Raw genomic sequence first — 23769 nt, 5'->3', positions numbered from 1 at the left:
ATTTGAGTTTAAACCTATCTTTATAGAAGAAGCATATTGCCTTAGAAATATCTCCATTTCGTCTTACATTTAATCATAGTCGTTTGCCTCTTAGCTATTAAGGAGGTTAAATCTCGTCAGTAATATGTTGAATTGCATCTGACTTAAGTTCCAGAACTGATTCGAATTTATCTGCAGCCGATTGATCTGCCGTCCGTAAAACATGGCCGTACACGTTCATAGTGGTTCCTATATTGCCGTGTCCTAACCTTTCAGAAATAACCTTAGCATATATGCCTTGATTGATCAGTAGCGTAGCTGAGGTATGTCGGAGATCGTGAAATCGAATGTAGCGAAGACCATTTTTCTTCAAGAACTCGCGAAACCAAAGGTAAGGTCTTTCTTGGTGAAAAGCTTTGCCATCCGGATGGCAGAAAACAACATATCGTCCGTTACCTTGCCAGCGATCACCAATTTTCTCGAACTCATCCGCTTTGTGTGCACGGTACACTTGTAGTTCTCTGAGCATCGCTGAAGGTATGGCTACTTTACGCCTAGACCCCTTAGTCTTGGGCTCTTTAACATGTGCATCACCGCCGGGAGATAGGGAGACACTTTGCTCTACTGAAATAACACCGGTTTCCCAGTCGATATAATGCCACTCTAGCCCAAGTAACTCGCCTCTACGCAATCCCGTTATGAGGGCTAGGGTAATAATCATAACCCTCCAATGAATTGGAGCCTTCTGCAGAGCAATCAGAAGCTGTTTAATTTCTTGATCATCATAGGGTTGAATTTCTTTATGTTTGACTCGAGTTTTTTTACAGCGGCTACTGGGTTGTCCTTGAGTAGCTTCCACTCTACTGCGCGTGTAAACACATTTTTTAATACTCTATGGCTTACTTCTACAGTACCGGAAGATAGTTTTCCTTTGCGGAAGCCCATCCGAATACCCTTGTGAGATAAGGCTTCCAAAAACTCTAGAATATGAAGGGTCTTGATTTGGTCTAACCGCATGTGACCAAAGTGGGGAAGGATTCGGTTCTTAAGGTGTGACTCGTAAAGAATTAAGGTTTTTTCGGCCAAGTGAAGTTCAGCATACTTCAAAAGTGAGTCTTTTGTTCAAGAAATTATTGATCCAAGTCAAGTGGAATACTCCGTCCTGAGAAGTGGCTGATTATTAATCCCGAGTAAAGTTTGTGTAAGCTCGTCGTCTGCGCTGCTTGTGAGTCGTAGCTTGAATGCGATGGCTATCGCTTCAAACTATTGATCTCGCGATCTTTAAACCAAGAGTCTAGGGTTGTTCTTCTAAAAAGAATTTTACTTCCTACTCTTAAATGAGGAATTTTGCCCATACGTACCTCGCTATAAAGTTTGTCTTTCGAAATCTTCCCCTGAAAATAATGCTTTTGCACTTCATTAATCGTCAACACCTCGTGAGAAGGATCAGACGATACTGAAGAATCAGTGCCAGCGATTTGGGGGTTATAGGTCTCCATATTGTTCCTCCTTCAATGTAAGTTGAATGCCATCATATCCGTTTCCATTAGATCCTTCTTTTCGGAACTTATGGTGCCTTAACCCTGCAACGTCTTGCATAGATTTATGAAAAGTCTTCGTGCTTTTGACAACAAGATTTTCCTTCTCACAAAATCCTTCGTAAGCTTCGTATAAAACAGAATTGTATTCTTTATAACCTGCTCTTAAGATACAACATCTATCAAGAAAGCTTTGGACTGAGTTATCAGTAATTTTGTAATCTTGGATTATTAATTCTACAGTTTCCGATTTAGTAAACTGGTGGTTGTTTTCGATCCACCTTTGTAAACCTTGAAGAGCCCACCATGCTATATAGCTTTTTTCATCACGAATCTTTTTGAATAAATATATGTCTTGTTTATCTTTTGGGACTTGAAATTCAAATGAGAAGACTTCTAACCGTTCAATAAATGCGTTAGAGCGATCCATACCTTTAATAACAGGTAGAAAGTTACCGGCGAACAGTAACGCAGCCTGATTTACAAATTTTATGGGTTTACCATATAGATACCTGGCAGTTAGAGGATCACCGCCGGAAAGCTTCTTAAGGGTATCTAGCCGTTTGACGGGGATTTCGGATATTTCTCCGAAGGTGTTTAGTTTTTTTGCAAAAAGCTGACATAGGTAATCGGATTGGTTCATTTGCTCAAGGCTCAAGCTGCTACAATGCTGTTCGCCAACCATGTGTGAGAGTAATTTTAAAACAATCGACTTGCAGGAATCCTTTGGGCCGATCAAAAAAGGTAGGACTTTTACGTCTCTTATTTCGGACAATACATATCCAAAGAGTTCCTGCAACCTCCAGTATTCCGATTTCGAACCACCTGTTACTTGATCCATAAATGATTCGAATGTTTCTCCCCTAAGAACACCTGCAGAAGGATAATGTGCATTTATTACAGAGGTAAAATAGAAGCTAGGCGAATGCTCATGGCGAGAGAGATCGTTAATAGAGACAACACCGTTTTTAAAGGGAATATAGTTTTTACGTTGAACTAGGGAGTCATTTGAGGTAGTTATCCTTTTATCGGAAATGAGCCATTTGACTATTTCTTCTACACTTCTTGCGGTTATAAGGTTTTTTAAGTTGTTAGGAATATTTTTCCGTATAAACATATCTGATTTTTCGCCTACAAGGCCGATGAAGTGCCCAAGGGCAGGTTCCCAATAGTGTAAATTCTGATTAATGACAGCGAACTTATGGTTGATTGCTAAGAGCTCAGCTATTTCATGATTGGATAGCTTAATATACTTCTCTTTTTTGAAAAGCGAGACTGGTTTACCTACAGTCTTAGCCTTAATAAAGTAGTTTTTTTTCATTTTTTCGGTTGTCTTATGTGGTAAAAGAGCGATCAAAGAGCCAGAAATATTTTTATTTGACAAAGGCAGACTCGGTTGTATCGGATTATTGATGGTTGTGAAATATTGATCATTTGAAATCAAATCTCTTTCTGTATCGCTTATATCTGTTATAAGGGTACTGTAAGACGAATTACTTAAATTATTTATATAACTTTCGGTTGCTTTCCTAGCAGTTTCTTTAGGCATAGAGGAGTTGTTACGTTTTAACAGAACAAAGATAGTGTTTTTCAAAATAGGAACGATCACTTTTTTTGATGAAAAATGAGAAGGAATAACTCCCTCAATAAGCTGAGTGAGCATTCTAAGTGTTTCATTAGTTACGATGCCTTGCCGAAAACCCGAAAATTCTTGAGATGAGAGCGGGCTTTTTGAAGAATTCAGGGACAGAGTTTTTTTGTTGTTATCAAATAATAGATCCTTCATTTTTAAATTCCTCCTTAATAACAGAAGGATTAAGTACTTCCATCTGTTTCTTAGAATAAATATGCGAATAAAACTCAATTTTTTGCATTATGTTGGCTTTGAGGAACTTCCTTGAGCCATCGTCTGGTGAACCAACTAGAGACCTGATCATTTCTTCTCTAATTGCGTCATATTGGCAAATAACGAGACCGGCACCTAATTCGGATTCCCAGAATAATGACAGATAGTCATCTAATCTTTCCTCAGAACGTGGTCCGAACTTGTATGTTTTTTCGTTCATCGATAAATAAAATTTTTGGTTGGATGGAGTACGACAATCCACAGCAATAATCACTTTTGAACTGAAGAGCGCTGAAGGTTGAGTGAATGAGTGCGAATATTGTTCATCTACCCATCCAGTCAGCAAGAATGCGTTATTCAATTTGAGGAGAAGGACAGCAGAAGGAACAGTGAGAGGGGCTTGGGAAAAGCCTATCAATTTCACTTCTTCTCCGATTACAATACTGAAACAGTCTGCTGAATGATTAGTACTTCGTTGAAGGACTTCTTCAAATTGCTTTTGTTCTTTTGCCATTTTGTCTTTCATAGTTATCACTCCTTTTAAGTGGATATCAGAACTTACTGACAAAATTTATCTTAAGGAAATACGAAGATTAAAAAAATAGGAACTATTCAATCTGAAATTTACCAAGAATTATTTGTTATATATGTATGATAAAAAGACGCTCTATAAATATAGGCGTCTTTTATGAATTAACGAATTATATGCGAACCGCTGCTAAATCGGCTAGCACAAACGTTGAGTATCTAACTAAAAAGGGATATCGATAGCTTCCATAAGTTCTGGTAGTACTGCTTCTATACTTGGTTCTAAATAAGTAATCTTACGTTCTTCATAATAAGGAGAAAATGGTCCAACAGATCTTGTACGAGGTTGTTTATGAAATTGATTTTTGAAATTTTCAGAATTAACTTTCTTATCTATATCATATCTTGTTTTTTTTAATAAATTATATTCTTCGAGGTTATAGTCCTCACTAGTATGCACCGGAAATAGTTCTGACATTTTTACGCATTTATTTGGCTCGGAAAATTGAATGTTGAAATTTTTAGGTGTAAGCAAACTATAAAAATAGTTGTGTAACAGCTCTAAGTAGGGAATATAGAATAAGGCTAATTGAAGTATTATTAAAGGAGCTTGTATGAACCATTTAGCTTCATCCATTCTACGAGAATAAATAGTTCTCTCATGCTCTTGCTCATAAGTACCATTAAGCATCGCATAGCTGACAGTTCCGAAATTCGGATGAAGATTTGGATGCGAGATAATTTCCTTATATTTTATAAGTAAATCTGTCAAAAAAATTCTTCCTTTAATGTTAGGAAGTAGCTCCAACAAGCATAGGATTTTTTTAGCGTTTATATGATCTATGAAAATATTATTGTCGATGCTTAAGAGTTTATTTGTTAAATTTGTGCTGTATTCTCTTTCGAAAAGGTAACTATTCAGTTCCTTATCTGAATCTGACATGTCACTTATCAGAGTGGAAAATATCTCTTGATATTCTTTTATTTCTTGTAATTGAGATTTTGTATTTATCTTATTTCCGAAAAATTTGTGTTGGGAGTTATGGTAAGCAATGAACCCAATGAAAAAAGCCAAACTTTTTGGTGTGTCATACTTCTTTTGACTTCTTTTGCGATTGCCTTCGTATTCGAGAAGGGGAATTCTCAAGTATGGCATTGTTTTCTTAGTAATATGGCGAAAGAAATTATGTGTATCTTCAATGGTTTGGGAGTTGTGAAAAACTTTTAACCTAGTTTGAAGTTCCCTGAAGTAAGAGGTATGGCTTTTCAGACTTTGAGTAGTGATTTCATGTGAGATAGAAGTAGTGAATATTAAATGTTGTAACATATCTTTCTTGAAAATTTCGGACCATTTACTGTTGTATTCAAAAAGGGCTTTTAGCTCTTGAGGCAATAGGGATTGAGAACGGTCAAAGACATAGCTGGCGAGTGAGGTGCTATCGACTACTTCATGCTGTGAAGGTGACCATTCGCAATAAAAAGATAGTTCTTTTTGAATATGCAGAAATTCTTCTTTTGTAGCTTGGTAAGAAAAGTACTTCATATAGAGGTCAACTCCTAATTTTTAATGTTCCGCCTGTTCTTGCTCTTTTTCTACTCTATAACAAAAGTAATTCTTTTTGAATTTCATATAAATAGGTATGTAAAGTAGTAACAATTGTACGTATACATTGAAAAGAACACAAGGAACATGAAGAACACAAAGAACAAAAGACAAATTAAAGGGGCTGCCTCAACAGCCCCTAAATCTTCTTAAAGTGATTTTTTATTTCTAAATGTATATTCTTCATTTAATTCTTTTGCTACCTTCAAATAATCTCCTTTGCTACTTAAAGTTTTTGTAACTGCATCATAGGCAGCATTCAAACATATGCTCAGCAGGTTTAGCATTTAATTCTCTCCTTCTTTTCGCATACTGTAGACACCACATTTGATTCCGATCATATATCCAACGGCTGTTCCTCGTTCAGGGATGGCCAGTGTCCCCACTGCAGCACCTATGGCGGCATAATTCAAAAGTTTAATATTACCTTGTGTTTTACCACGAATTTTCTGGAAATCAATATTTAAAATCTCTTTCACCTCCTTTCAGTTGGACTTTGTAAAATAGATAGTGCTCAATAAATTTGTGCTAAGTAAATAAAGCCTCGCGGCTCTTATTTAGAAGAGTACGGTGCTTACAGAATAGAAATCATAAGAATTGAGTAATGTGTTTGTTAATTCATGCTTTTTTGTGCTTAAAATTATTGTACGTTTCAATGCTCTTTTTTATGACCGGGTAAGCGACACAGGAATAAGCGTATTCGATAAAACCTAGATTGTAACGTGTAAGAAAGAATGCTTTTTTTCGCAGTTTTGATATGATCGAGTAAGTTTGTTTTTCTCTATCTAACCAGATTACGTGTACCGTCTTATTTTTAAAATGTACTCGAACTTTCTTGAAATGCTTTTCAACTTTAAAGTCATCAGGATGAAGAGAGCTAGAAAGAGCATCATATAGTTGTTCAGGTGTCATATCGGTAGGTAGAGGGTTGTTTTTTAAATTAATTTTGATTAACTTGGGCGAGACCATAACATTCGTAAATACATTGCCAAATACCCAACCAATTAAAATACCAAGTAAAGTGGCGAGCCCAGGTCCTCCTATCATAGAAAACAAAACAGCCCCTGCAATGATAAGCAGCCAAGACCATTTTCTATATTTCTTTCCGAGTTCCTTTACCAAGAGTTTAGGTTGATCATCTGATATCTTTTCGGGTATTCCGTTCATATTTTTTCTCCTAAATCGCTTTTTGAAATACAATAATCACTGGTTCTCCTCTGAAGGAATATCTACGATGTTATGAGCTTCTGACAAATCATTTAAGGCATTATTGAACGCTCTATCTCCTCGGCGTGCTTCCTCTAATTTCTCGTTAGCTTCACTTACTAGGTTCATATCTTGATTATTAATAGCTGCCTGGAGCTGCACCATAGCATTGTATTGCTTGTTAGCAGTTGCTATGTACAGTTCATGTAGATATCTAACTTCTGTTGTGTCTGGACGGATAGCTTCGATTCTTCCAATAAGGTCCTTATAAACGGGAATAATCTCTTTGAGAGTATCGTGAAGTTCTGCATCTGCAATACTAGGATCATCAAGTTGAGTATTGAATTGTTGAACTAAGGTAGACTCTTCGGTTTGGAGAGGAATAAGTTGTTCGTTGATGTAATTCAAAAGATTGTCTTGAATAGGATCTTTACCAGTTACCTTAGATAGTGCATTTTCAGCAGCTTCAGTTCCAGAACATCCGGATAAGATAAGCAATACAAGTAAGGCAACAGGCTATACTTTAAAACTGATTTTAAATTTACTTGCTTGTGTTTAAATTTAGCGTCATTGCTTTTTATTATTATTATTTTCCCCTTCGTTTGCGATCTTAAAATCTTTTTTTTGCGAAATTAAATTAGTATTTTCAATTAGAACCTCAAGCAAGCATTGTTTAATTAGTTTCGAAAAAATCAGGTCGAATATATCAGTATTTGAACCATACTTCAAAACCGGATCATACATAGTAAGAAGATCGACAACTGTAGTTTTAAGCGCGTAAGCGATCTTTTCTAATGTTTTGATAGTTGGGTTCTTTTCTCCACGTTCGATTTGTCCTACATAAGATGTATTGATTCCAGAAATCAAAGCAAGTTGCTCTTGGCTAAGACCGTTTTGCTGCCTTAAAAATCGGACACTTTCTCCAATCGTTTGAATGCTATCCATTACGCCTCCTCCCACTCCAAACGATAGATTTTTTTCCAAAAAGCCTCAACGGACTATAGTGAAGTAATGCATTGATATAGTCGCAAAGTGATACAGTTGGCAGTAAGAACATGGATAAAGATGTAGAATTCGATATCTGCTAGTTGAACTTTAAGAATTGGATTTCCATTTTGGCTGTTAAATATGTCCGTGTTCTTTGAGGCTATAAAATTGATGGTCGCCAATGATGATATGATCCAGTACCTCTATACCGATGATTTTACCGGCATCGACAAGGCGCTTGGTCATCTTCACATCTTCAAAAGAAGGTTCCGGATCTCCGCTAGGGTGGTTGTGTGCACAGATCAGCGAAGCGCTGCAGCGTTTGATTGCCGCTTGAAATACTTCACGAGGATGTACGATTGCTGAATTTAAATTGCATATAGAGACCACTTCTTTGAAGATCAGTCGATTTTTTGTGTTCAAGAAAAGGCAGATGAAGTTTTCTTTGGTAGCATGCTTGTATTCAGAGGAGAGAAGATCAAATACATCTTGAGGACTTCGAATCGCGGTTGGATTATGAGTTGGAGCTGCCAGGACGGTAGCTAATTTCAACATGGCAGTGATTTGACGGGCTTTTCCTGCACCGATGCCTTTGATCGTAACCAGCTGTTGTTCTTTAGCACTCAGAAGCTCCGTCTTTGTAGGGAACTGATCGAAGAGCTGTTGAATCGTATAACTGTCCTCTTTCTCTCTAAGAGATTGAGCAATCAAGTGTCTAAGATCATCATTTAAGTGATATTTCATTTTGTTCTCCTCCAGGGGATAGAATAGGCCAAACAAAAACACCAAGCACATAGAGTGCTTGGTGTTCAGGGGGTAGTAGATTGTATTTAATTTGTGACTTGGATTAAAAGCGACTTCATCTCATACTCGCTCTGTTTGATACCATCAATAGTCATAGCATATGGAACATAATCTTCGTAATCAGTATCCAGCTCGACATGGAACTGAAACTTCAATTTGTGCTGAGTATCTGGATCATCTTCATATGTCATAAGACCGGTATACTGAACAATGTTTAAAGCTTGCATGTGATCGTAGGGACTAGCAACTTGAAAGTAAATCCATTTTCCTTTTGAGAAGTATTGGTTGAAAGCGGCGTACAGATTAGGCTTTCGATCCAGGTAGTTGCTATACCTTAGAAAATTGATGTAACGGCTGGCGCGCTGTTCCTTATGAGTATAGGCTTTGGTTTTGGCTTCAGCTCGCTCGGGTGAACCGCCATAGCTTCCTCCAATGGCAATGATCAACACCAGAGCAACTCTAAAAACGAAAAGAAATGTTGTCTTCAAGTTTGTTTTCCCCTCACTTTTTAATCATACAATTTTCGAGCTATCTTCTCCTTGATTCATTTTAGTTTGTAAAGCTGTATCAATAGCAGATTTGATGATGGGATACATTGTATAGCCCTAAGAGTATTCTTTAATGCTTGGATTGTGGCGGTCTTTGAAAATGCGATTCGTTTGAGACCTTGAGAGTGTATGGTACGTTTTCTCTTCATCATCTAGCCAAATAAAGTGATTGGACTTGTTGCGAAAAGACACATTGATACAGTGTTTTTTATTTTCCACTTTCAAGTCAGGGTGCTGCAAGAAGACACTTAGCTTTTGATAAAGTTCTTCTTGTGAAATGGAGATTGGGAGGGGATGCTTTGCGCGGTTAAGCTTCATAATCTTGAAAGCGGCATTCCAGTTGAAGATGAGGTAGCCTATAGCTCCTCCGAATAAGAGAAGTATAGGTGCGAAGCCGAAGAAGCCGGAAAAACCGACAGCTCCTAAACCGATGAGAAATAGATGCTGTTTTCTGTACTTTTTCATTGGGTGCTGCATTTGAATTGGCTGATTTTTTGAAATGGATGTTTGTTCAGAGGTATTCAATTTGATAGTCTCCTTTTCTTTTTATAGAAAGATATTGAGTACTTCTTGCTTTAACAAACAATAAGCAGTACGGTTAGGGTCTTCAACGTGCAATAGTGAGGATTTACGTGCTTATATCTACAAAGATAATATGGAGCTTCTCCTTTCTTTGAAGTGCTCTATACATACTGTATAGGTATCCAGATGAATAATATGTATTTGAAAGGGCAATAGATACAGTTTTAATCCATGATGAATTATGGGCTGAATTTGTTCTTTATAATTCCGGTATGGCTATGAAGCTTCTTTTTACAACATAATAGCTTTGTATTCCTACATTTTATATTTATGGACTTAAGCTCTAGAGGATTTGATCAGCAATTTACATTAAATGTATAACCATAGGAGGAATGGCTTAGAATTTAACATGTAGTTGTCATTTGAGAGTGGTGGAACCAATGAAAAAGGCTTTAGCTTTGATTTCTAAAAAGAAAGCTGTTATTATAAAAAAAGAACATACGTTCTTTTTTTCGGGCGAAAAAATAGAGTAATCTAAATGCTTAATGCTTATCGTTATTCATCTTTCCCCGATGTAAGGTAAGTGAAATTTCCTTGGAAATTTGGTTATGTATATTTTGCGACGTTATCTTCAGTTAAAGAATCGAATTCTGTCAACGGACTGGCCCTCACTAATGCGTAGATTTATTTAAACCAAGCCCAAATGTATTAGCAATTCTTCCACTGTCTTTCCGCTAACTCAATGGGGATTTCACAAGAATTTATTACTATTCTATATAACAAACAACTACAAAAGCATGATAGCGACTGTGACAGTCAGCAAATAAGGCTGTCATGCCTGAGCATAAGTAGTGAAGAAAAAAGAACGCTTGCTTGTAGGTGGTCACAACAATTAGAGGAGTAGTTCATCTCCCAGTCTCTGAATATCAACGATTTATTGAAAGATCGTCAACTTGTTTATTCTCTGTAGCAAGTTTTTTGTTCAAACTGATGTACAAAGCGGAGCAGTATGGGAAAGTAAAGTACTTATCCACCAGATGTCGGTTCTCCCTAGTCTAATTTGCTCATCCTGCGGGCATCGTATTCGAAAGAAATTCTTGTACATTCGAGAATAGAACTTTCTAAGTTACGATTTTCACATCATTTAGCCGAAAGGCTAAGGCAAGTACTTCTGCCTTCTTGTTCATAAAGAAAGACTGAATCGCAGGGGTTATAAAGATTACTTAGTTTATAAACCTAATATCTACTAAAGAGGCAAGTCCTTCGGAGTAAGTCTGAGTTGTTTTCAAGAAGCTCCGAATTCAGCCACTAGGTAGGTTAGGGAGTACAGTAGTAAACTTGATTTTATAACCCACTATAAAGATACAAATATCAAGCTATTCTAAGCTACAAGAATTAAAGGGTGGTGCTCATATATCTCAAGAATATTAAAGTGTTTTTATTGCTAAATACGCATATGTGATATAATAAGTAGTCGATACTGACGCTAGTAATTTAGGGCGAGTCTGCAAACTGATCAGCTATGTTTGACGGAAGCTAAATTTTATTTTGTTAGGTTCTACTGATTAACTTCAATACGAGTCCGTCCTAAAAATTGATCGCCTCATAGATTGCATATGCTTCACAACATAAATAAAAAGTGACCTAGCCTAAAGGGAAAAGATATATAATTGAGCTTAATTAAGGCTACCATGGAAAACGGATAAAAATAATTATTCTAATGCATAAACTTGAGTATGCAAGGAAGTTTAAAGCATAAGGAATAGAAAAATAAAAAATCTACGGTGGTTAAAGCTTGTTAAGTAATAAAATGATTTTTGTTAATAAAACAATAATCCTTTTACTTAATTTTTGTAGGGGGTTCAAGAGGATGGTTGTAAACAAAAAATATGGCGTGGTTTATACACCATATAGGTTAGCTGATTTTATAGCAGTATTGATAAAAAATGAGGCTGCTAAAGAAAGTTATCAAATACAAACTGTTATAGATCCAGCTTGTGGTGAAGGTGCTCTATTAGAAGCTATGAAGTTAATTGAAAATGATAATATAAAGTATTACGGGATTGATGTTGACAACGAGGCAATCTCTAATTTGTCACAACGAATAGATAAAAGGACTGAACTCTTTTATGAAGATGCAATAATTCCTTCAAATGAGTGCCAGTCTTCAGATTTTTGGAAAAGAAAAATCCCTACAATATCAACTGTTATTGCAAATCCTCCTTGGAGTTCAGAAAAAATATATAATAAACAACAACTAGCCTCTGCAGGATTTAAATTCAACTCTGGTCAATATGATAGCTATGTGTTGTTTATAGAATTAGCCTACGAAATTTTAGAATACGGAGGGTATTTTGGTTTTATAATACCGGACTCGATTTTTGAAAGTCAAAATAAGAATTTACGGCGCTTTCTCGCAGAAAAGACTCAAATTAAGGTTATTGCAAGATTGGGTGAAAAGATATTTGAAGAAGTTAATAGGGCAACGACAGTAATCATATGTAGAAAAATAAAGCCAACAAAAGATGATCTAACGATGTGCTTTCGTCTAAATACAGAACATAGAAAGCAATTTCTTTCTTCAAATATTCCTCTTTATGATTTTTATGAAAGAGAAAAGCATTCCGTTAAGCAGGCTCGTTTTCTTATGAATGCAAATTGTAATTTTGATATAGACACTCGAATTGATGAAGAAGAATTACTGAAAAAAATTAAAATAAATTGCATTAATTTGGATGATTATTTTGTTTTTGGGCGTGGAGTAGAAATATCTAAAAAAGGGGATATTGCTATATGTCCTTTCTGTGGGAATGGTCAGGGCTATACAAAAAAACAGCTTAACGCTGGAAAGAAAAAATGTGTTAATTGTAGTGAAGAATTTGTTTTGAGTGATGCTACACTAAAATGCATTATCAAGAATACTTCATCGAAAGGATATAAGAGGATAATTGTAGGTGAGCACGTTAAACGGTATTTTGTAATGGGAGAAAGTTATATCGCTTTAGATATTCCAGGGATAAATTATAAAAATGATAGCTTATACACTTCGCCAAAATTGCTAATCAGAAAGACAGGTTTAGGTATTTATGCTGGTGTAGATTATAGTAGCGGATTGACAAATCAGACAGTGTATATTCTGAAATATAAACAAGCTAAAAGTGTAGCACCTCTTGAATATTTTTTAGCTTTGCTCAATTCAAGAGTTATATACTATTATTATCTAAAGTTATATGGAGAAAACGAATGGAAATCACATCCCTATTTAACTAAGGATATTATATTTACGTTGCCTTTGAAAATTTATACAGGAGATGAAATAGATAAAGGAATTATAAACTTAGCAAAAGAAATTTCTATAGAATATTCATATCAAAAAGACTTAATGTTAGAAGGGCTCATTATGAAGCGTTACAATATTACAGCTTTAGAGCGCCAAATGATCATAGAAGAAATGAAACGCTTGCCTGATTTAGGTGCGATTAATGGAATGAAATTTGAAGGGGATATAAATGTATAGATATATAGGGAATAAAACGAAGTTATTACCTTTTATTATGGATAAAGTAAAAGAATTGATTGGCGATAGTGGTGTAGTAGCTGATATTATGGCTGGCACTGGATCAGTATCATTAGAACTTCGTAGACAAGGATACTCTGTAGTTGCATCAGACGTAATGACATATTCTTATCATCATTTAGTAGTTAACTTACTTCTGAAAGAGTCACCTGGGTTTTCTAAGATTATAAAAAAAATGCATAGTAATTCGAATTCTTATGAAGCGGTTTTAGACTATCTCAATAATTTAACCCCTAAAAAAGGCTATTTTTTTAATGAATTTTCACCTGAAGGGACACCTGAAAATGGATTGGATGCTCGTAAATATTTCACTTCTGAAAATGCAGCAAAGATTGATGCAATAAGGGAAGAAATCAATAATTGGACTAACCTTGGTTATATTACAAAGAATGAGGAATCACTATTAAAACACACATTGATAATGGCGGTTAATAGAGTTGCCAATATTTCGGGCACGTATGGATATTTCTTATCGAAATTTAACAAAAGTTCATTAGAGCCACTTCGACTCACTTCCATTCAATTTGATGATACAGAAAATGTAAACCATACTATTTTACAAGGATTTGCAGAAGAACTCTCAGAAAATATCACGGCAGATTTGTGCTACATTGACCCACCATATATGAAAAGGCAGTATGCTGCTAATTATCATATTTTAGAAACTGTTGCGAGAGGAGATTTCCCTACGGCAGTTGGAAAGAGTGGGTTACGCAACTGGTGGGATCAGCACTCTAAGTTTTGCACCAAGACTAAGGGACTTGATTCCTTTGCAAGTGTAATAAGCAAAATGAATTGTAATTTGTTTTTAATTAGTTATAGTGAAGATGGTTTATTCTCGTTAGAACAACTCGTAGAATGCTTCAGTAATTTAGGTAGTGTAGAAGTTCAACTTATTGAATATGACCGTTTTCGTAGTAATAATAGCTTGCTACCTAAGCAGTTAAAAGAATATCTAATTATTTTAAGGAAATAGGAGGTTTCGATGTGGAATATATAGATAGCATATTTTACAGGAAAATAAATCCATCTGATTTTAAGAAGCTTTATGATATTGATAAACCTGCAACAGGTGGAGGTCAAACTTACCTTGAAGCTGCAGGAATAGATAGTGAAGATTTAGAAAACTTTCTTTCGCTAGGAGAAAAATCAGTTAGTCCGCTTCCAAATGAAACACGCTGTATTTATACAATTAATGCGTATGTTTTAGGCCAGCGTACAAACGTTTCTACTAAATTAGAATTTGCTCCACGTGGAGGGCGAAACAATTACCGTATCAGCCGTCAAACTAAGCGCTTAAAGCATCCTGCTTGGGGGACGGATAATGGTTTTCCAAAGCCGAATATAGGTGTTGACAATGAATATACATCTGAAGGTGGTTTTGAGGGAATTATAGACAACCTGATTATCTTCATTCTTAGAACAAGTTATAATAAATATTACGCTGGTTTTATTAATACAGAGAGTCTCCCTGATAATTGGTCGCAAGGAATAGGGTTGAATAACATTTTTTCAGATGAACGTCGTGGAGTGCTTAGGCTAATTGATTATAACATTCTTTTCAAGGATATAAGTGATAATCCATTTGGCAACCTTGTAACTACATCAAATCATAGTGAAGATGCAATAGTGGAACTTAGAAAAGCTGGTGGATCTAACACTTTACTTTACGGTGTCCCCGGATCAGGTAAAAGTCATACTATAAAAACAGAATATTGCAATGAACCAGAAAAAATGGAACGTGTTGTTTTTCATCCTGATTATACCTATTCTGATTTCGTGGGTCAGATTTTACCAAAAGTCAATGAAGAGCGTATTACTTATGAATTCACTCCTGGGCCGTTTACAAAATTGTTAGAAAAAGCTTATAACGATCCTCGTAGAGACTATTATTTAATTATTGAAGAAATTAATCGCGGCAATGCACCTGCTATCTTTGGAGAAGTGTTTCAATTACTAGATCGGGATGATGAGGGTACAAGTGAATACGGTATTTCTAATTCAGAGGTAGCGGAAATTGTATATGATAATAATTCTAGTCTTGTTACACTGCCATCAAATTTTTCACTTCTTGCAACAATGAATACATCTGATCAAAATGTTTTTACTCTTGATACTGCTTTCCAACGGCGCTGGAATATGCGGATGATTGAAAATGATGTTGAGAGTGCAGAACATGCTAATGAAACCATACTTGATACTACTATTACATGGAAGAATTTTAATCGCGTAATAAATCATCAGATATTAGAAAAAAATATAGGAATTTCATCCGCAGAAGACAAGCGTTTAGGAGCGTATTTTATCGGTCCAATGGATTTGGTATTCGATCCTAAGCAAGATGATGAAGGTCTAGATGATAGTATTCGTAGACAAGCAGTTATAAACAATAATCGTTTTTCAGAAAAAGTATTAAAATACTTATGGGATGATGTGTTTAAGTTTTCTCGTTCTTCGATTTTTGTTGAACATTACCTTAGTCTTGAACAGCTAATAAAAGAGTTTAATAATAGTCGAGGAGAGGAACGGTTTTCTATTTTTAAATCTGAAATTTCAGTTCAATTTACTACTTAATAACGATAACAATAAAGGAGTAGGTCGATGGAAGAAAGTGAGGAGTTTAATTTAGCTCAGGTTTGCCACATCAGCACTAATTTTGAAGGAGATACTTTTGTTGGTGTTAAATCGGAGGAAACAGGAATATCAGTTTGCTTTCCAATTGGATATCGGTTACCGAAAAGTGATAAAGAACTTCGAAAACATATAGTAAGGCTTATAGAAGTTCTTGTGAAATACGTAAAACAACAAGAGCAAAGGCTTCCTGTTAATCGATTGCAATCAAAAGAATCTGTAGATTTCCCAATTCAAGCTTATATGTCGATTATTAATGATTACATGCAAAATGATTATTATAATGAAAATGAAGTGTGTTATAAAGAAAGCTATAGAGGCAAGATTAACTGGACAAAAACCATTAAATCTCAGAAACCATTTCTTCAAAATGATTCATTTGTTTATTTAAATTATATAGTAAGAGAAAGTACCTCTAATGATGAAAGTCTGATTTCTCTCGTACATGAGTACTGTGTTTATGAAAGTTTTCAAAAAATGGGCTGGCTTTATACAACAGCTATGCCCAGGAAGCCTCGTTTACGAAAGTTGGATAAACAGATGTTTACTAACATAGTGTATGAGAAACTTGGACAAACCTTTAATGAGAAACATAAAGAACTATTTAACAATATGATTGCAATGATAAATTACCTTGGAGAACAAGGTGGTCCGCAACAACTACATTTTGGAACAGAACGTTTTGAATATGTATGGGAAAAACTTATTAACGATACATTTGGAGTTAAGGACAAAAAAAGGTTTTTCCCAAAAACCAGTTGGCATCTTAGAACTGGTTCTAGCCGCAAAAATGCTGCTTTGGAGCCAGATACTATTATGATTGTTGATAACAAAATTTATATACTTGATGCAAAATACTACAAGTATGGAGTAACAGGAATACCTAGACACTTACCTGAATCTACTTCGATTAATAAGCAAATTACTTATGGCGAGTACATTGCTACGAGTCAAAGTTTTAAAAATGAATTTGGGAATAACTTGAAGGTTTTTAATGCTTTTCTTATGCCTTATGATTGTACAAAAAATGAGTTCTATAACGATTCTCCAATGAGTAATGTTGCTGAGGCAACAGGTGATTGGAAAAGTAATAACAAAGAATATGAACGTGTTCAAGGCATTTTAGTAGACTCAAGATTTTTAATGCATAATATTGCTATGCCAAATGTACAAGAAATTATAAGACTTAGTACAGAGATTGAAAGAGGATTCGACGTTAATTAGATTTATAAACCAATACTGAAAGATAGATTTAACGTGTATTCAAATTCGTCGTTCCTTCTCAACAAATGAATCCATCATTCATTTTAGTTTTTAGAATATAAGTGTATTCTTAAAAGGTTGAAGAGAATTCGATTCGTGATTTGTATATACATTGTAGCAAGAGCTTTATTTCTTCTCTAAAGGGGACGGAATCGAAAAAACTCCATTCAAAAGGAGCCAAAAAGACCCAAACACCAAATCTAAAATCCTCATAAACACTAGCATTACCGTACAATTTCAAACCATAACCAACCCGCCTATGTTCCCGCAGACGGTGCATGTGGAGAGTGTAGCGGTGTTGGTATGGAGGGATTTGGAATAGATGAATTACGGACGAAATGTAGACGCGACTTTGCTTGCGTCTTTTTATATTAATTAAAGATATATTGCGAAAATAGTAAAAAGAGAAATAACCTCTTTTTTTGCTTAATCTAGTATAATAACTTTTAGATTAACAAATTTTCTCTATAAACTTATTTCATATCGTACCTATTTATATTTAACTATCACATGAAATTTTGAGGTGGAATTCCTAATCAAATATAGGATAAAGCTGATTCTTCATATAGAACGAAAGGATTTTTAAAATGACAGACAATTTTTGGCGAGATTTACCGAAGCCGTTTTTTATACTGGCTCCTATGGAGGATGTGACGGATGTGGTGTTTCGTCATGTGGTGAGTGAGGCGGCTAGACCGGATGTGTTTTTTACCGAGTTTGCGAATTCGGAGAGTTATTGTCATCCTGAAGGGCATCATAGTGTGCGTGGGCGGTTGATGTTTACCGAGGATGAACAGCCGATCGTAGCTCATATTTGGGGAGACAAGCCTGAGTTTTTCCGGCAAATGAGTATCGGGATGGCAGAGCAAGGCTTCAAAGGGATCGATATCAACATGGGTTGTCCTGTACCAAATGTAGCTGAGAATGGCAAAGGGAGCGGGCTGATCTGTCGTCCTGAACTGGCAGGGGAGATTATTCAAGCAGCCAAAGCAGGCGGTCTGCCTGTCAGTGTCAAAACACGTCTTGGCTTTGCAGAAGTGGACGAGTGGCGAGATTGGCTTACTCATATTTTCAAGCAAGATATTGTGAATCTGTCGATTCATTTGCGTACTAGAGATGAAATGAGCAAAGTGCCTGCACATTGGGAATTGATTCCAGAGATCAAAAAGCTTCGTGATGAAATTGCACCGAATACACTACTTACGATCAACGGCGATATTGCTGATCGGGAAGCTGGTTTGAAGTTAGTGGAGCAGTACGGTGTAGACGGTGTGATGATCGGACGCGGGATTTTCAGTAACCCGTTTGCGTTTGAACAAGAGTCCAGAGAGCATAGCAGTACAGAACTACTGGATCTTTTAAGAATACACATGGACTTGCATGACAAATATTCTGAAATCGAACCTCGTTCGTTCAAGCCACTTCCGCGCTTTTTCAAGATTTACGTTCGTGGATTCCGTGGAGCCAGTGAGCTAAGAAATGAACTGATGAGTGCCAAGAATACCAATGAAGTGCGAGCGTTGCTTGATGAGTTCGCATCGAAGCAAGTAGATAGTGTGGAAAGTACGGTCGAAATGTAATGATACAAGCTATTTTCAGAGCTACGATCTATACTAATGAGTGATATGTTTGCTCAAAATGTATAGGTATACTCTGGTAGATCAATTATATAAGGATTTACAAATACAGCCTGACAGCCATTCAACTGGTCGTCAGGCTTTCACAACATAGGAGGAAGTATGTCCTGGAGTAAATTGAAGCAAAATTTAGAAGGTTTTCTCGCTCCTGCACTACAAGGAAAAGTGGAATATAGGGCAACCAGTTATAGCTATCTGACTGGCAAATCGGGTAACTGTTATATCACAGTAGATAAGAAGAACATCTTCAATATGAATGACAAAACCAGTCCGATCACTTGGTACCAGAGTGAAATAGAAATTAAAAACGATCCGAATCTGCGCATTCCGATCAGCATGGACGAGATCGAAGCGCTTCGCAAAGAAACCAATGGAGCGGTTCCTGAAGATCGTTTGAAAGTAATGGCACGTAATCGCAAAATGAATGGGCTTGCCAAAGAACTGTTATCTGCGCAGACGGCACTTAGCAAATCGAACTTTACAGCGACCGCTACCAAATTTTTAGCCACACCTATTGATGAAAGTCTAGAAGGGCAGGATATCTTACTGAACATCTTAGCTTTGATGGATCGAAGAGTAGGGAAAAAGCGGATTTTGAGCATGTCAGACAGTGTGAAATTAAAGCATCCTATTGTGCAATATTTCCATGGATTACGCCTTTAGAAATGACGATATTCTTTTTTTGATATTACCTGAAAATAAACGACATTAAAAAGCCACTTTACGCATTTATCGTAGAGTGGCTCTTTTATATACATATTCGAATCGTTCCGCTTGAGATGGATAAAAAAATATCATACAAAGCAAGAAAGCAGAGAGAGAAGATGTATTAATCAAGTGGTACAAAATATCTGACTTCTTCTCCATCTGTATCAAATCCCACCGACTCATACAAAGTTAACGCCGATTGATTGGTCGTTAAAACAGTAAGATCCACAAAAGGAAGTTGATGATCTTGAAGATAGCTCAAAGCTTTGGTCAGTAAAAATCTGGCGATTCCTTTTTTGCGCCAGGGTTCACGTACAAATACATCTTCGATCACACCATGATCTTTTTCTTGCCATACCATCAATCCACCAACGATGGTTGACGATTGTCTGACAATCATAGATGTCCATAAAGCGTTACTTTTATGTTCAGATAGAGATGCTAATCCTAATGGAGCGTCAGGCCAAATTTCAGTATCTATTTCAAGATACTCTTTTTCTTCATTGGATGTGTTCATGCTCCAATAGGAGAATTCAAATTCTTCAGATAACGTTAATTCAGGTATGGGTTGAGTCAAATCTCTTGTCATATGATACAAGCTGTTTAGGGGACGATATCCTTTTTGAATAAAAAATTGATTGTTCGCTGTTTCTTTGGAATCGTTACCTACACAAAGGATCGTTTTATACTCTGGAGGTAATGTTGATTTTAATTCTATCGCTCTTTTGAAAAGAGGGTTGTATAGCTCATCTAACAAAATACAATCTTGTTGTCGCTCTGATAAGGTTTTAAGATTTATGTAAATACAATGCTTATTTTTTTCTGTACAGCCTGTAGAGATCACGCTGATAATACTTACTTGCCCTTTGGCAACTATTTTTCCATCTTCAAATGCACAATAAACGTTACTCCAATTATCTTCATCTCCCACCCACCAAAACGTTGAACCTTCTATCGTTTGCACCGATTCATATAATTCTCCGAGCAATGGCAGGTCTTCCTGCTGAAAATGACGTATAACGCGTTCAGATGATTGGCTCAACATAATACCCCTTTCAATCATAAAGAACTTTGGATTTTATAAAGCTAATGATGTGAATACTGTTAATGTCTATACTTGTAGTGACTTTTAAATCACTGTTAGCCCTCCTTCGCTTATAATAATTTAACTTAACATTAAATATATAAAATGTAAAAATATATATTATTCCTATAGATGTATATAAATTACCCTACTCCAGACTCAAGACCTGATCACCAAAGCATTCTAATATAGAGTAGACCATCATTATACGTATAGACAAACATAAATAGGTCAAATAATCCGTCGGGGGAATCATTATTTTGAGAAAATTATCTTTTGTTATGGTCAGTATCCTGCTTATTACGGTATTGTCTGCTTGTTCGAGTATGAATCAGGCAGGTATAGGCATGAAAACAGGTGAAAGCCAAAAAATCGAGAAATACAATTCGTATGTCATGCTCAACAACTTGATGACAGGCAGAATCAATGAGGTATTACTTCATTACTTCGAGAAGTTTGGAACGGAGAAGAAGCCTGTTATTGAGAAGAACCTCAGCTTTATCATGCTTGATGTCCCAGCATCGCAGCGGGAAGTCATCGATCAAGCACAAGGGTATACAACAAGTAAGCCTACTTTTGCGAGTGCTGACTCTGCGGTAACCCAACTGACACCAGTGATCAAGGATTTGTTAACTGTCCTCGATGAAATGAAAGTCTATTATGATAGTAAAGGTTATGTCGATGATGATTTTGCCAAAGGTAAACAGCTACACACTAAGCTGATAAATACTAATCTTGCTTACGAGAAAGCAGCTAAAGCTTACTTCAAAGCTCTACAAAAAATGGATGCGGAGCAACGTCTAGTTGATTTGCAAAATTTCAAAGATTCTGACCAACAGATCCGTTACAATGCTTTGAAATTCATGATTGATGCTGAAGCTACAGCCATCGAAATGAGTGAGCAAGGGATCAATGCCAGTAATGTGTTGGAACTCGATATGAAGAAATTTAAAGCTAAATACGATCTTATGACTGCGGATTTGAATGCACTTGTAACACTTTCCAAAGATCAGAAACAGATAGAAAAAGAAGGCATGAACAGCTTCAGTATTGAAAACTACGTTCATTCGGCTACAGAAGCCAAAGCAGCCGCTTCAAAAATTATTGAACGTATCAATAAAAAAGAACCTGTATCCGATTCCGATCTAAGCGGTCAGTTTTTGGATACAACCGATGGGACGCCAGAGAATTTCAATTCTCTGCTTAGTACAGCCATTGAGCGATACAATGAAATAAATTAATGATCTCTAGCGAATAGCAGAACACTGGCTTATACAGATTAACATATCAAAATCTCTCTTTAGAAGTAGACCATAAACGGTGTAGCTTTTGAAGAGAGATTACATACTCAAAAAGTAGGTGTAACATGAATAAATTTCAATGTCCTTGTTGTGGTTATCCTACACTAGAAGCGAGACGATTTGGAACAATCGACAAAGAATTAGTGTTACCTATTGTCTATGCTGGATTGAAAGATGAAAGTGCAATTGTAAAAGGGCATGCTGATTCTGCTTTAGATGATATTCAAATGTTTACTCTTTAACCCAAAGTAAATCAAAAAGGAGATTTTATGCCCCATTTGGATGGCAACAAAAAGAAAATTCGTGGATGGAAACGTAGAATTAAACATATTGAAGATTGGAAACAACGTTATATTCATTTGGATATCGAACAATTAGAACGATATGATAGAGACTATGTAAAGTTATGGATCAATCCTTTTTATCGATTAACCAAACGTAATCCACCAGTCTGGTATGCTAGATTAATCTTTGGAGCCATGATCGAGGTATATGAATCTTGGTATGAGCAGTTGAAGTTATTAAATGAGCCTTTTGATTTGAAAATGTGGGTGTATGATCCTAACTTTATTTATTCGCAAATCGTTGTTGCTTTTCGAGATCAGCTACACTTTTATGATCATACCTTTGAACCAAGTCCTATTGAAAAAGGTTTTCCTGTACACCTATATGGAAAAAGATTAGATATCGAAAAGTTTGAATGGAAACTTGCCATAGAAGCAGACTATTATTTATTATCTGAACTGAATGAAGATATTGTTCTAGGATTTAGAACAGAGAAAGAGGTTAAAAACATTCAAAATAAAGCATATAAACAAGTAACTATCCAATCCAATAGTAGTGAAAATCTATTGTATAGCGTTCAAATGGGAGATGTTTGGATCGGAGAGTATAAACCAAGTACATAAATAAATGATCAAATACTTGCTGACGTATATGATAAAAATATAGATTGAACGCAGTAAAAAAAGCCCCTTCGCATATTTTTTGCAAAGTGGCTCTTTTTTTATTCCTTAACTCTTCGGAGCATGACTCAAATCTACTTTCTCATTCAATCCGGGTTCGGATTTTGGATCAGAAGTTTTGCCGACAGCTTTTTTGAGCAAATGAGTGACCATTTTGATAGCACTTCCGCTTTCCCAGTACTCGGCTGTTTCGGTATGGATTTTGATCAATAACAAGTTAGGATCGTCTGGAGATGTATCTAGGATTTTTTCGATGATTTTATTGAGCATTTCTTTTTTACGAGCAGGATCATCGACAAATTCAGCGGTTCCGCTAATCGACACATAGGATTTGCCTGCATAAGATACATTGACCCGAGGATCTTGTAAGATATCTTCGTATTTGGACGTATCTTTTTTCGTTAGGAACCATAGGTCGCCATCGAATTCGATTTCTTGTGTTTTCATTGGACGGGATACTAGACGTTCTCCCGAAATCGTTGTAAGCATAGCTGTATCAATATCTTTAATCAGTTCTCTGACCGTTTCAATCGCTTCTGGATCTGTAGTTAAATGTTCAGACATATCATTTCCCACCTTTCCTAATCGTTGAAATGTGTATAAACAACGTTGCTAACCATTACACATAAGTAGGAGTAGATAAACGGTAGAGTTACAATATGATTAGAAAATATTAGTGAAGTATCATTGATATTTTAATAGTTTTAGACATTTATAATTTAATAAATTCACTTATCTTATTTGAATTTAACATCTCTTTTCTTATTTGTTCTAATAATTCTATAGTAAACTTAATAGATTCTGAGTCAGTATTATTTATTAAATAGTCTTTATTTTTTTCTAGAATACTTCTCATTTCTTTCAGAGAATTATTATATTTATTTTTTTGACAATATATATATAATTCGGAAAAATCAATTTTTATTTTAGAAATTGAAATAGAAGGATTAACTTGATTAATAGATTTTAAATCTTGAATTATAAACGGAATCGAATAATATATATTTTTTATTTTAAAAGCAAATTCTTTAGTTCTTTTCTC

26 protein-coding genes are annotated in these 23769 nt (G+C 35.7%); 9 read left to right on the top strand and 17 right to left on the bottom strand.

Annotation, left to right across the window (positions count from 1 at the left end; all coding sequences use genetic code 11):
• Window positions 1-106 precede the first annotated feature (106 nt).
• From PTI45_RS10255 to PTI45_RS10195, 14 genes are all read right to left on the bottom strand, one after another.
• Window positions 107-838 carry a site-specific integrase gene (locus PTI45_RS10255; RefSeq protein WP_083243458.1) on the bottom strand — a complete coding sequence of 244 codons (732 nt, stop codon included), beginning with the start codon at window positions 836-838 and terminating at the stop codon, window positions 107-109.
• Entirely contained in the window at window positions 736-1065 is a 330-nt protein-coding gene (locus PTI45_RS24620; protein ID WP_175425165.1) for a tyrosine-type recombinase/integrase, read from the bottom strand. The genes PTI45_RS10255 and PTI45_RS24620 overlap by 103 nt, the downstream gene beginning before the upstream one ends.
• 164 nt (window positions 1066-1229) lie before the next feature.
• On the bottom strand, window positions 1230-1478 hold the full coding sequence (locus tag PTI45_RS10245; protein WP_069327481.1) for a helix-turn-helix domain-containing protein: 249 nt from the start codon (window positions 1476-1478) through the stop codon (window positions 1230-1232).
• On the bottom strand, window positions 1465-3303 hold the full coding sequence (locus PTI45_RS10240; protein ID WP_069327480.1) for a DNA primase family protein: 1839 nt from the start codon (window positions 3301-3303) through the stop codon (window positions 1465-1467). Before PTI45_RS10240 ends, PTI45_RS10245 begins: the two co-directional genes overlap by 14 nt.
• A complete protein-coding gene (locus PTI45_RS10235; protein WP_069327479.1) occupies window positions 3284-3889 on the bottom strand; it encodes a hypothetical protein in 606 nt (201 codons plus the stop codon). Before PTI45_RS10235 ends, PTI45_RS10240 begins: the two co-directional genes overlap by 20 nt.
• Window positions 3890-4114: 225 nt before the next feature.
• Window positions 4115-5434 (bottom strand): hypothetical protein, encoded by a 1320-nt coding sequence (locus PTI45_RS10230; RefSeq protein WP_069327478.1) that lies wholly within the window; start codon window positions 5432-5434, stop codon window positions 4115-4117.
• A gap of 209 nt (window positions 5435-5643) precedes the next feature.
• Window positions 5644-5781, bottom strand: a complete 138-nt coding sequence (locus tag PTI45_RS24130; protein WP_175425164.1) for a hypothetical protein — start codon at window positions 5779-5781, stop codon at window positions 5644-5646.
• On the bottom strand, window positions 5782-5973 hold the full coding sequence (locus tag PTI45_RS10225; RefSeq protein ID WP_069327477.1) for a hypothetical protein: 192 nt from the start codon (window positions 5971-5973) through the stop codon (window positions 5782-5784).
• Window positions 5974-6112: 139 nt separating this feature from the next.
• Window positions 6113-6661: a hypothetical protein gene (locus tag PTI45_RS10220; RefSeq protein WP_069327476.1), complete on the bottom strand. Its 549-nt coding sequence runs from the start codon at window positions 6659-6661 to the stop codon at window positions 6113-6115.
• A 36-nt stretch (window positions 6662-6697) separates the two neighbouring features.
• On the bottom strand, window positions 6698-7198 hold the full coding sequence (locus PTI45_RS10215; RefSeq protein WP_069327475.1) for a hypothetical protein: 501 nt from the start codon (window positions 7196-7198) through the stop codon (window positions 6698-6700).
• 69 nt (window positions 7199-7267) lie between these two features.
• A complete protein-coding gene (locus tag PTI45_RS10210) occupies window positions 7268-7645 on the bottom strand; it encodes a helix-turn-helix domain-containing protein (protein WP_069327474.1) in 378 nt (125 codons plus the stop codon).
• Window positions 7646-7822: 177 nt separating this feature from the next.
• Window positions 7823-8431 (bottom strand): RadC family protein, encoded by a 609-nt coding sequence (radC, locus tag PTI45_RS10205; protein WP_069327473.1) that lies wholly within the window; start codon window positions 8429-8431, stop codon window positions 7823-7825.
• A gap of 86 nt (window positions 8432-8517) precedes the next feature.
• The gene (locus PTI45_RS10200) at window positions 8518-8979 is read right to left on the bottom strand and encodes a hypothetical protein (RefSeq protein WP_069327472.1); all 462 of its coding nucleotides are present in this window, start codon (window positions 8977-8979) and stop codon (window positions 8518-8520) included.
• Window positions 8980-9096: 117 nt separating this feature from the next.
• Window positions 9097-9564, bottom strand: a complete 468-nt coding sequence (locus tag PTI45_RS10195; RefSeq protein WP_069327471.1) for a hypothetical protein — start codon at window positions 9562-9564, stop codon at window positions 9097-9099.
• Window positions 9565-11431: 1867 nt separating this feature from the next.
• Between PTI45_RS10195 and PTI45_RS10190 the strand changes: the two genes are divergently transcribed.
• The 6 genes from PTI45_RS10190 (at window position 11432) to PTI45_RS10165 (ending at window position 19332) form a co-directional block, all read left to right on the top strand.
• Window positions 11432-13078, top strand: a complete 1647-nt coding sequence (locus PTI45_RS10190; RefSeq protein ID WP_069327470.1) for an N-6 DNA methylase family protein — start codon at window positions 11432-11434, stop codon at window positions 13076-13078.
• Complete coding sequence (locus PTI45_RS10185) at window positions 13071-14114, top strand: DNA adenine methylase (RefSeq protein WP_069327469.1); 1044 nt, start codon at window positions 13071-13073, stop codon at window positions 14112-14114. Before PTI45_RS10190 ends, PTI45_RS10185 begins: the two co-directional genes overlap by 8 nt.
• Before the next feature lie 11 nt (window positions 14115-14125).
• Window positions 14126-15712 carry an McrB family protein gene (locus tag PTI45_RS10180; RefSeq protein WP_069327468.1) on the top strand — a complete coding sequence of 529 codons (1587 nt, stop codon included), beginning with the start codon at window positions 14126-14128 and terminating at the stop codon, window positions 15710-15712.
• 27 nt (window positions 15713-15739) lie between these two features.
• On the top strand, window positions 15740-16993 hold the full coding sequence (locus PTI45_RS10175; protein ID WP_069327467.1) for an LlaJI family restriction endonuclease: 1254 nt from the start codon (window positions 15740-15742) through the stop codon (window positions 16991-16993).
• 626 nt (window positions 16994-17619) lie between these two features.
• Window positions 17620-18612, top strand: a complete 993-nt coding sequence (locus tag PTI45_RS10170) for a tRNA dihydrouridine synthase (RefSeq protein WP_069327466.1) — start codon at window positions 17620-17622, stop codon at window positions 18610-18612.
• A gap of 159 nt (window positions 18613-18771) precedes the next feature.
• A complete protein-coding gene (locus PTI45_RS10165; RefSeq protein WP_069327465.1) occupies window positions 18772-19332 on the top strand; it encodes an SF0329 family protein in 561 nt (186 codons plus the stop codon).
• Window positions 19333-19498: 166 nt separating this feature from the next.
• On the opposite strand, the gene PTI45_RS10160 is transcribed toward PTI45_RS10165, so the two are convergent.
• Window positions 19499-20422 carry a GNAT family N-acetyltransferase gene (locus PTI45_RS10160; protein WP_069327464.1) on the bottom strand — a complete coding sequence of 308 codons (924 nt, stop codon included), beginning with the start codon at window positions 20420-20422 and terminating at the stop codon, window positions 19499-19501.
• A gap of 299 nt (window positions 20423-20721) precedes the next feature.
• Between PTI45_RS10160 and PTI45_RS10155 the strand changes: the two genes are divergently transcribed.
• From PTI45_RS10155 to PTI45_RS10150, 3 genes are all read left to right on the top strand, one after another.
• On the top strand, window positions 20722-21702 hold the full coding sequence (locus PTI45_RS10155; protein ID WP_069327463.1) for a YiiG family protein: 981 nt from the start codon (window positions 20722-20724) through the stop codon (window positions 21700-21702).
• Window positions 21703-21827: 125 nt separating this feature from the next.
• Window positions 21828-22004: a hypothetical protein gene (locus tag PTI45_RS24125; protein ID WP_175425163.1), complete on the top strand. Its 177-nt coding sequence runs from the start codon at window positions 21828-21830 to the stop codon at window positions 22002-22004.
• A gap of 27 nt (window positions 22005-22031) precedes the next feature.
• On the top strand, window positions 22032-22670 hold the full coding sequence (locus PTI45_RS10150; protein WP_069327462.1) for a hypothetical protein: 639 nt from the start codon (window positions 22032-22034) through the stop codon (window positions 22668-22670).
• A 105-nt stretch (window positions 22671-22775) separates the two neighbouring features.
• Here the strand turns inward: PTI45_RS10150 and PTI45_RS10145 are convergent, their stop codons facing one another.
• Complete coding sequence (locus PTI45_RS10145) at window positions 22776-23291, bottom strand: pyridoxamine 5'-phosphate oxidase family protein (RefSeq protein WP_069327461.1); 516 nt, start codon at window positions 23289-23291, stop codon at window positions 22776-22778.
• A gap of 148 nt (window positions 23292-23439) precedes the next feature.
• Window positions 23440-23769: hypothetical protein (locus PTI45_RS24120; protein WP_175425162.1), on the bottom strand; the 330-nt coding region annotated here is incomplete at its 5' end.

The sequence above is a fragment of the Paenibacillus nuruki genome (assembly GCF_001721045.1).
GTDB classification, from domain to species: Bacteria; Bacillota; Bacilli; order Paenibacillales; family Paenibacillaceae; genus Saccharibacillus; species Saccharibacillus nuruki.
The sequence above is the reverse complement of the archived record's forward strand: the minus strand, read 5'-3'. Positions and strand labels throughout refer to the sequence as shown.

What these genes read in the sequence shown, in the direction of transcription:
- PTI45_RS10245 (WP_069327481.1), bottom strand. Translation starts at nt 1,478, where the DNA reads ATGGAGACCTATAACCCCCAAATCGCTGGCACTGATTCTTCAGTATCG.
- PTI45_RS10240 (WP_069327480.1), bottom strand. Translation starts at nt 3,303, where the DNA reads ATGAAGGATCTATTATTTGATAACAACAAAAAAACTCTGTCCCTGAAT.
- PTI45_RS10235 (WP_069327479.1), bottom strand. Translation starts at nt 3,889, where the DNA reads ATGAAAGACAAAATGGCAAAAGAACAAAAGCAATTTGAAGAAGTCCTT.
- PTI45_RS10230 (WP_069327478.1), bottom strand. Translation starts at nt 5,434, where the DNA reads ATGAAGTACTTTTCTTACCAAGCTACAAAAGAAGAATTTCTGCATATT.
- PTI45_RS24130 (WP_175425164.1), bottom strand. Translation starts at nt 5,781, where the DNA reads ATGCTAAACCTGCTGAGCATATGTTTGAATGCTGCCTATGATGCAGTT.
- PTI45_RS10220 (WP_069327476.1), bottom strand. Translation starts at nt 6,661, where the DNA reads ATGAACGGAATACCCGAAAAGATATCAGATGATCAACCTAAACTCTTG.
- PTI45_RS10210 (WP_069327474.1), bottom strand. Translation starts at nt 7,645, where the DNA reads ATGGATAGCATTCAAACGATTGGAGAAAGTGTCCGATTTTTAAGGCAG.
- radC (WP_069327473.1), bottom strand. Translation starts at nt 8,431, where the DNA reads ATGAAATATCACTTAAATGATGATCTTAGACACTTGATTGCTCAATCT.
- PTI45_RS10190 (WP_069327470.1), top strand. Translation starts at nt 11,432, where the DNA reads ATGGTTGTAAACAAAAAATATGGCGTGGTTTATACACCATATAGGTTA.
- PTI45_RS10185 (WP_069327469.1), top strand. Translation starts at nt 13,071, where the DNA reads ATGTATAGATATATAGGGAATAAAACGAAGTTATTACCTTTTATTATG.
- PTI45_RS10175 (WP_069327467.1), top strand. Translation starts at nt 15,740, where the DNA reads ATGGAAGAAAGTGAGGAGTTTAATTTAGCTCAGGTTTGCCACATCAGC.
- PTI45_RS10170 (WP_069327466.1), top strand. Translation starts at nt 17,620, where the DNA reads ATGACAGACAATTTTTGGCGAGATTTACCGAAGCCGTTTTTTATACTG.
- PTI45_RS10165 (WP_069327465.1), top strand. Translation starts at nt 18,772, where the DNA reads ATGTCCTGGAGTAAATTGAAGCAAAATTTAGAAGGTTTTCTCGCTCCT.
- PTI45_RS10160 (WP_069327464.1), bottom strand. Translation starts at nt 20,422, where the DNA reads ATGTTGAGCCAATCATCTGAACGCGTTATACGTCATTTTCAGCAGGAA.
- PTI45_RS24125 (WP_175425163.1), top strand. Translation starts at nt 21,828, where the DNA reads ATGAATAAATTTCAATGTCCTTGTTGTGGTTATCCTACACTAGAAGCG.
- PTI45_RS10150 (WP_069327462.1), top strand. Translation starts at nt 22,032, where the DNA reads ATGCCCCATTTGGATGGCAACAAAAAGAAAATTCGTGGATGGAAACGT.
- PTI45_RS10145 (WP_069327461.1), bottom strand. Translation starts at nt 23,291, where the DNA reads ATGTCTGAACATTTAACTACAGATCCAGAAGCGATTGAAACGGTCAGA.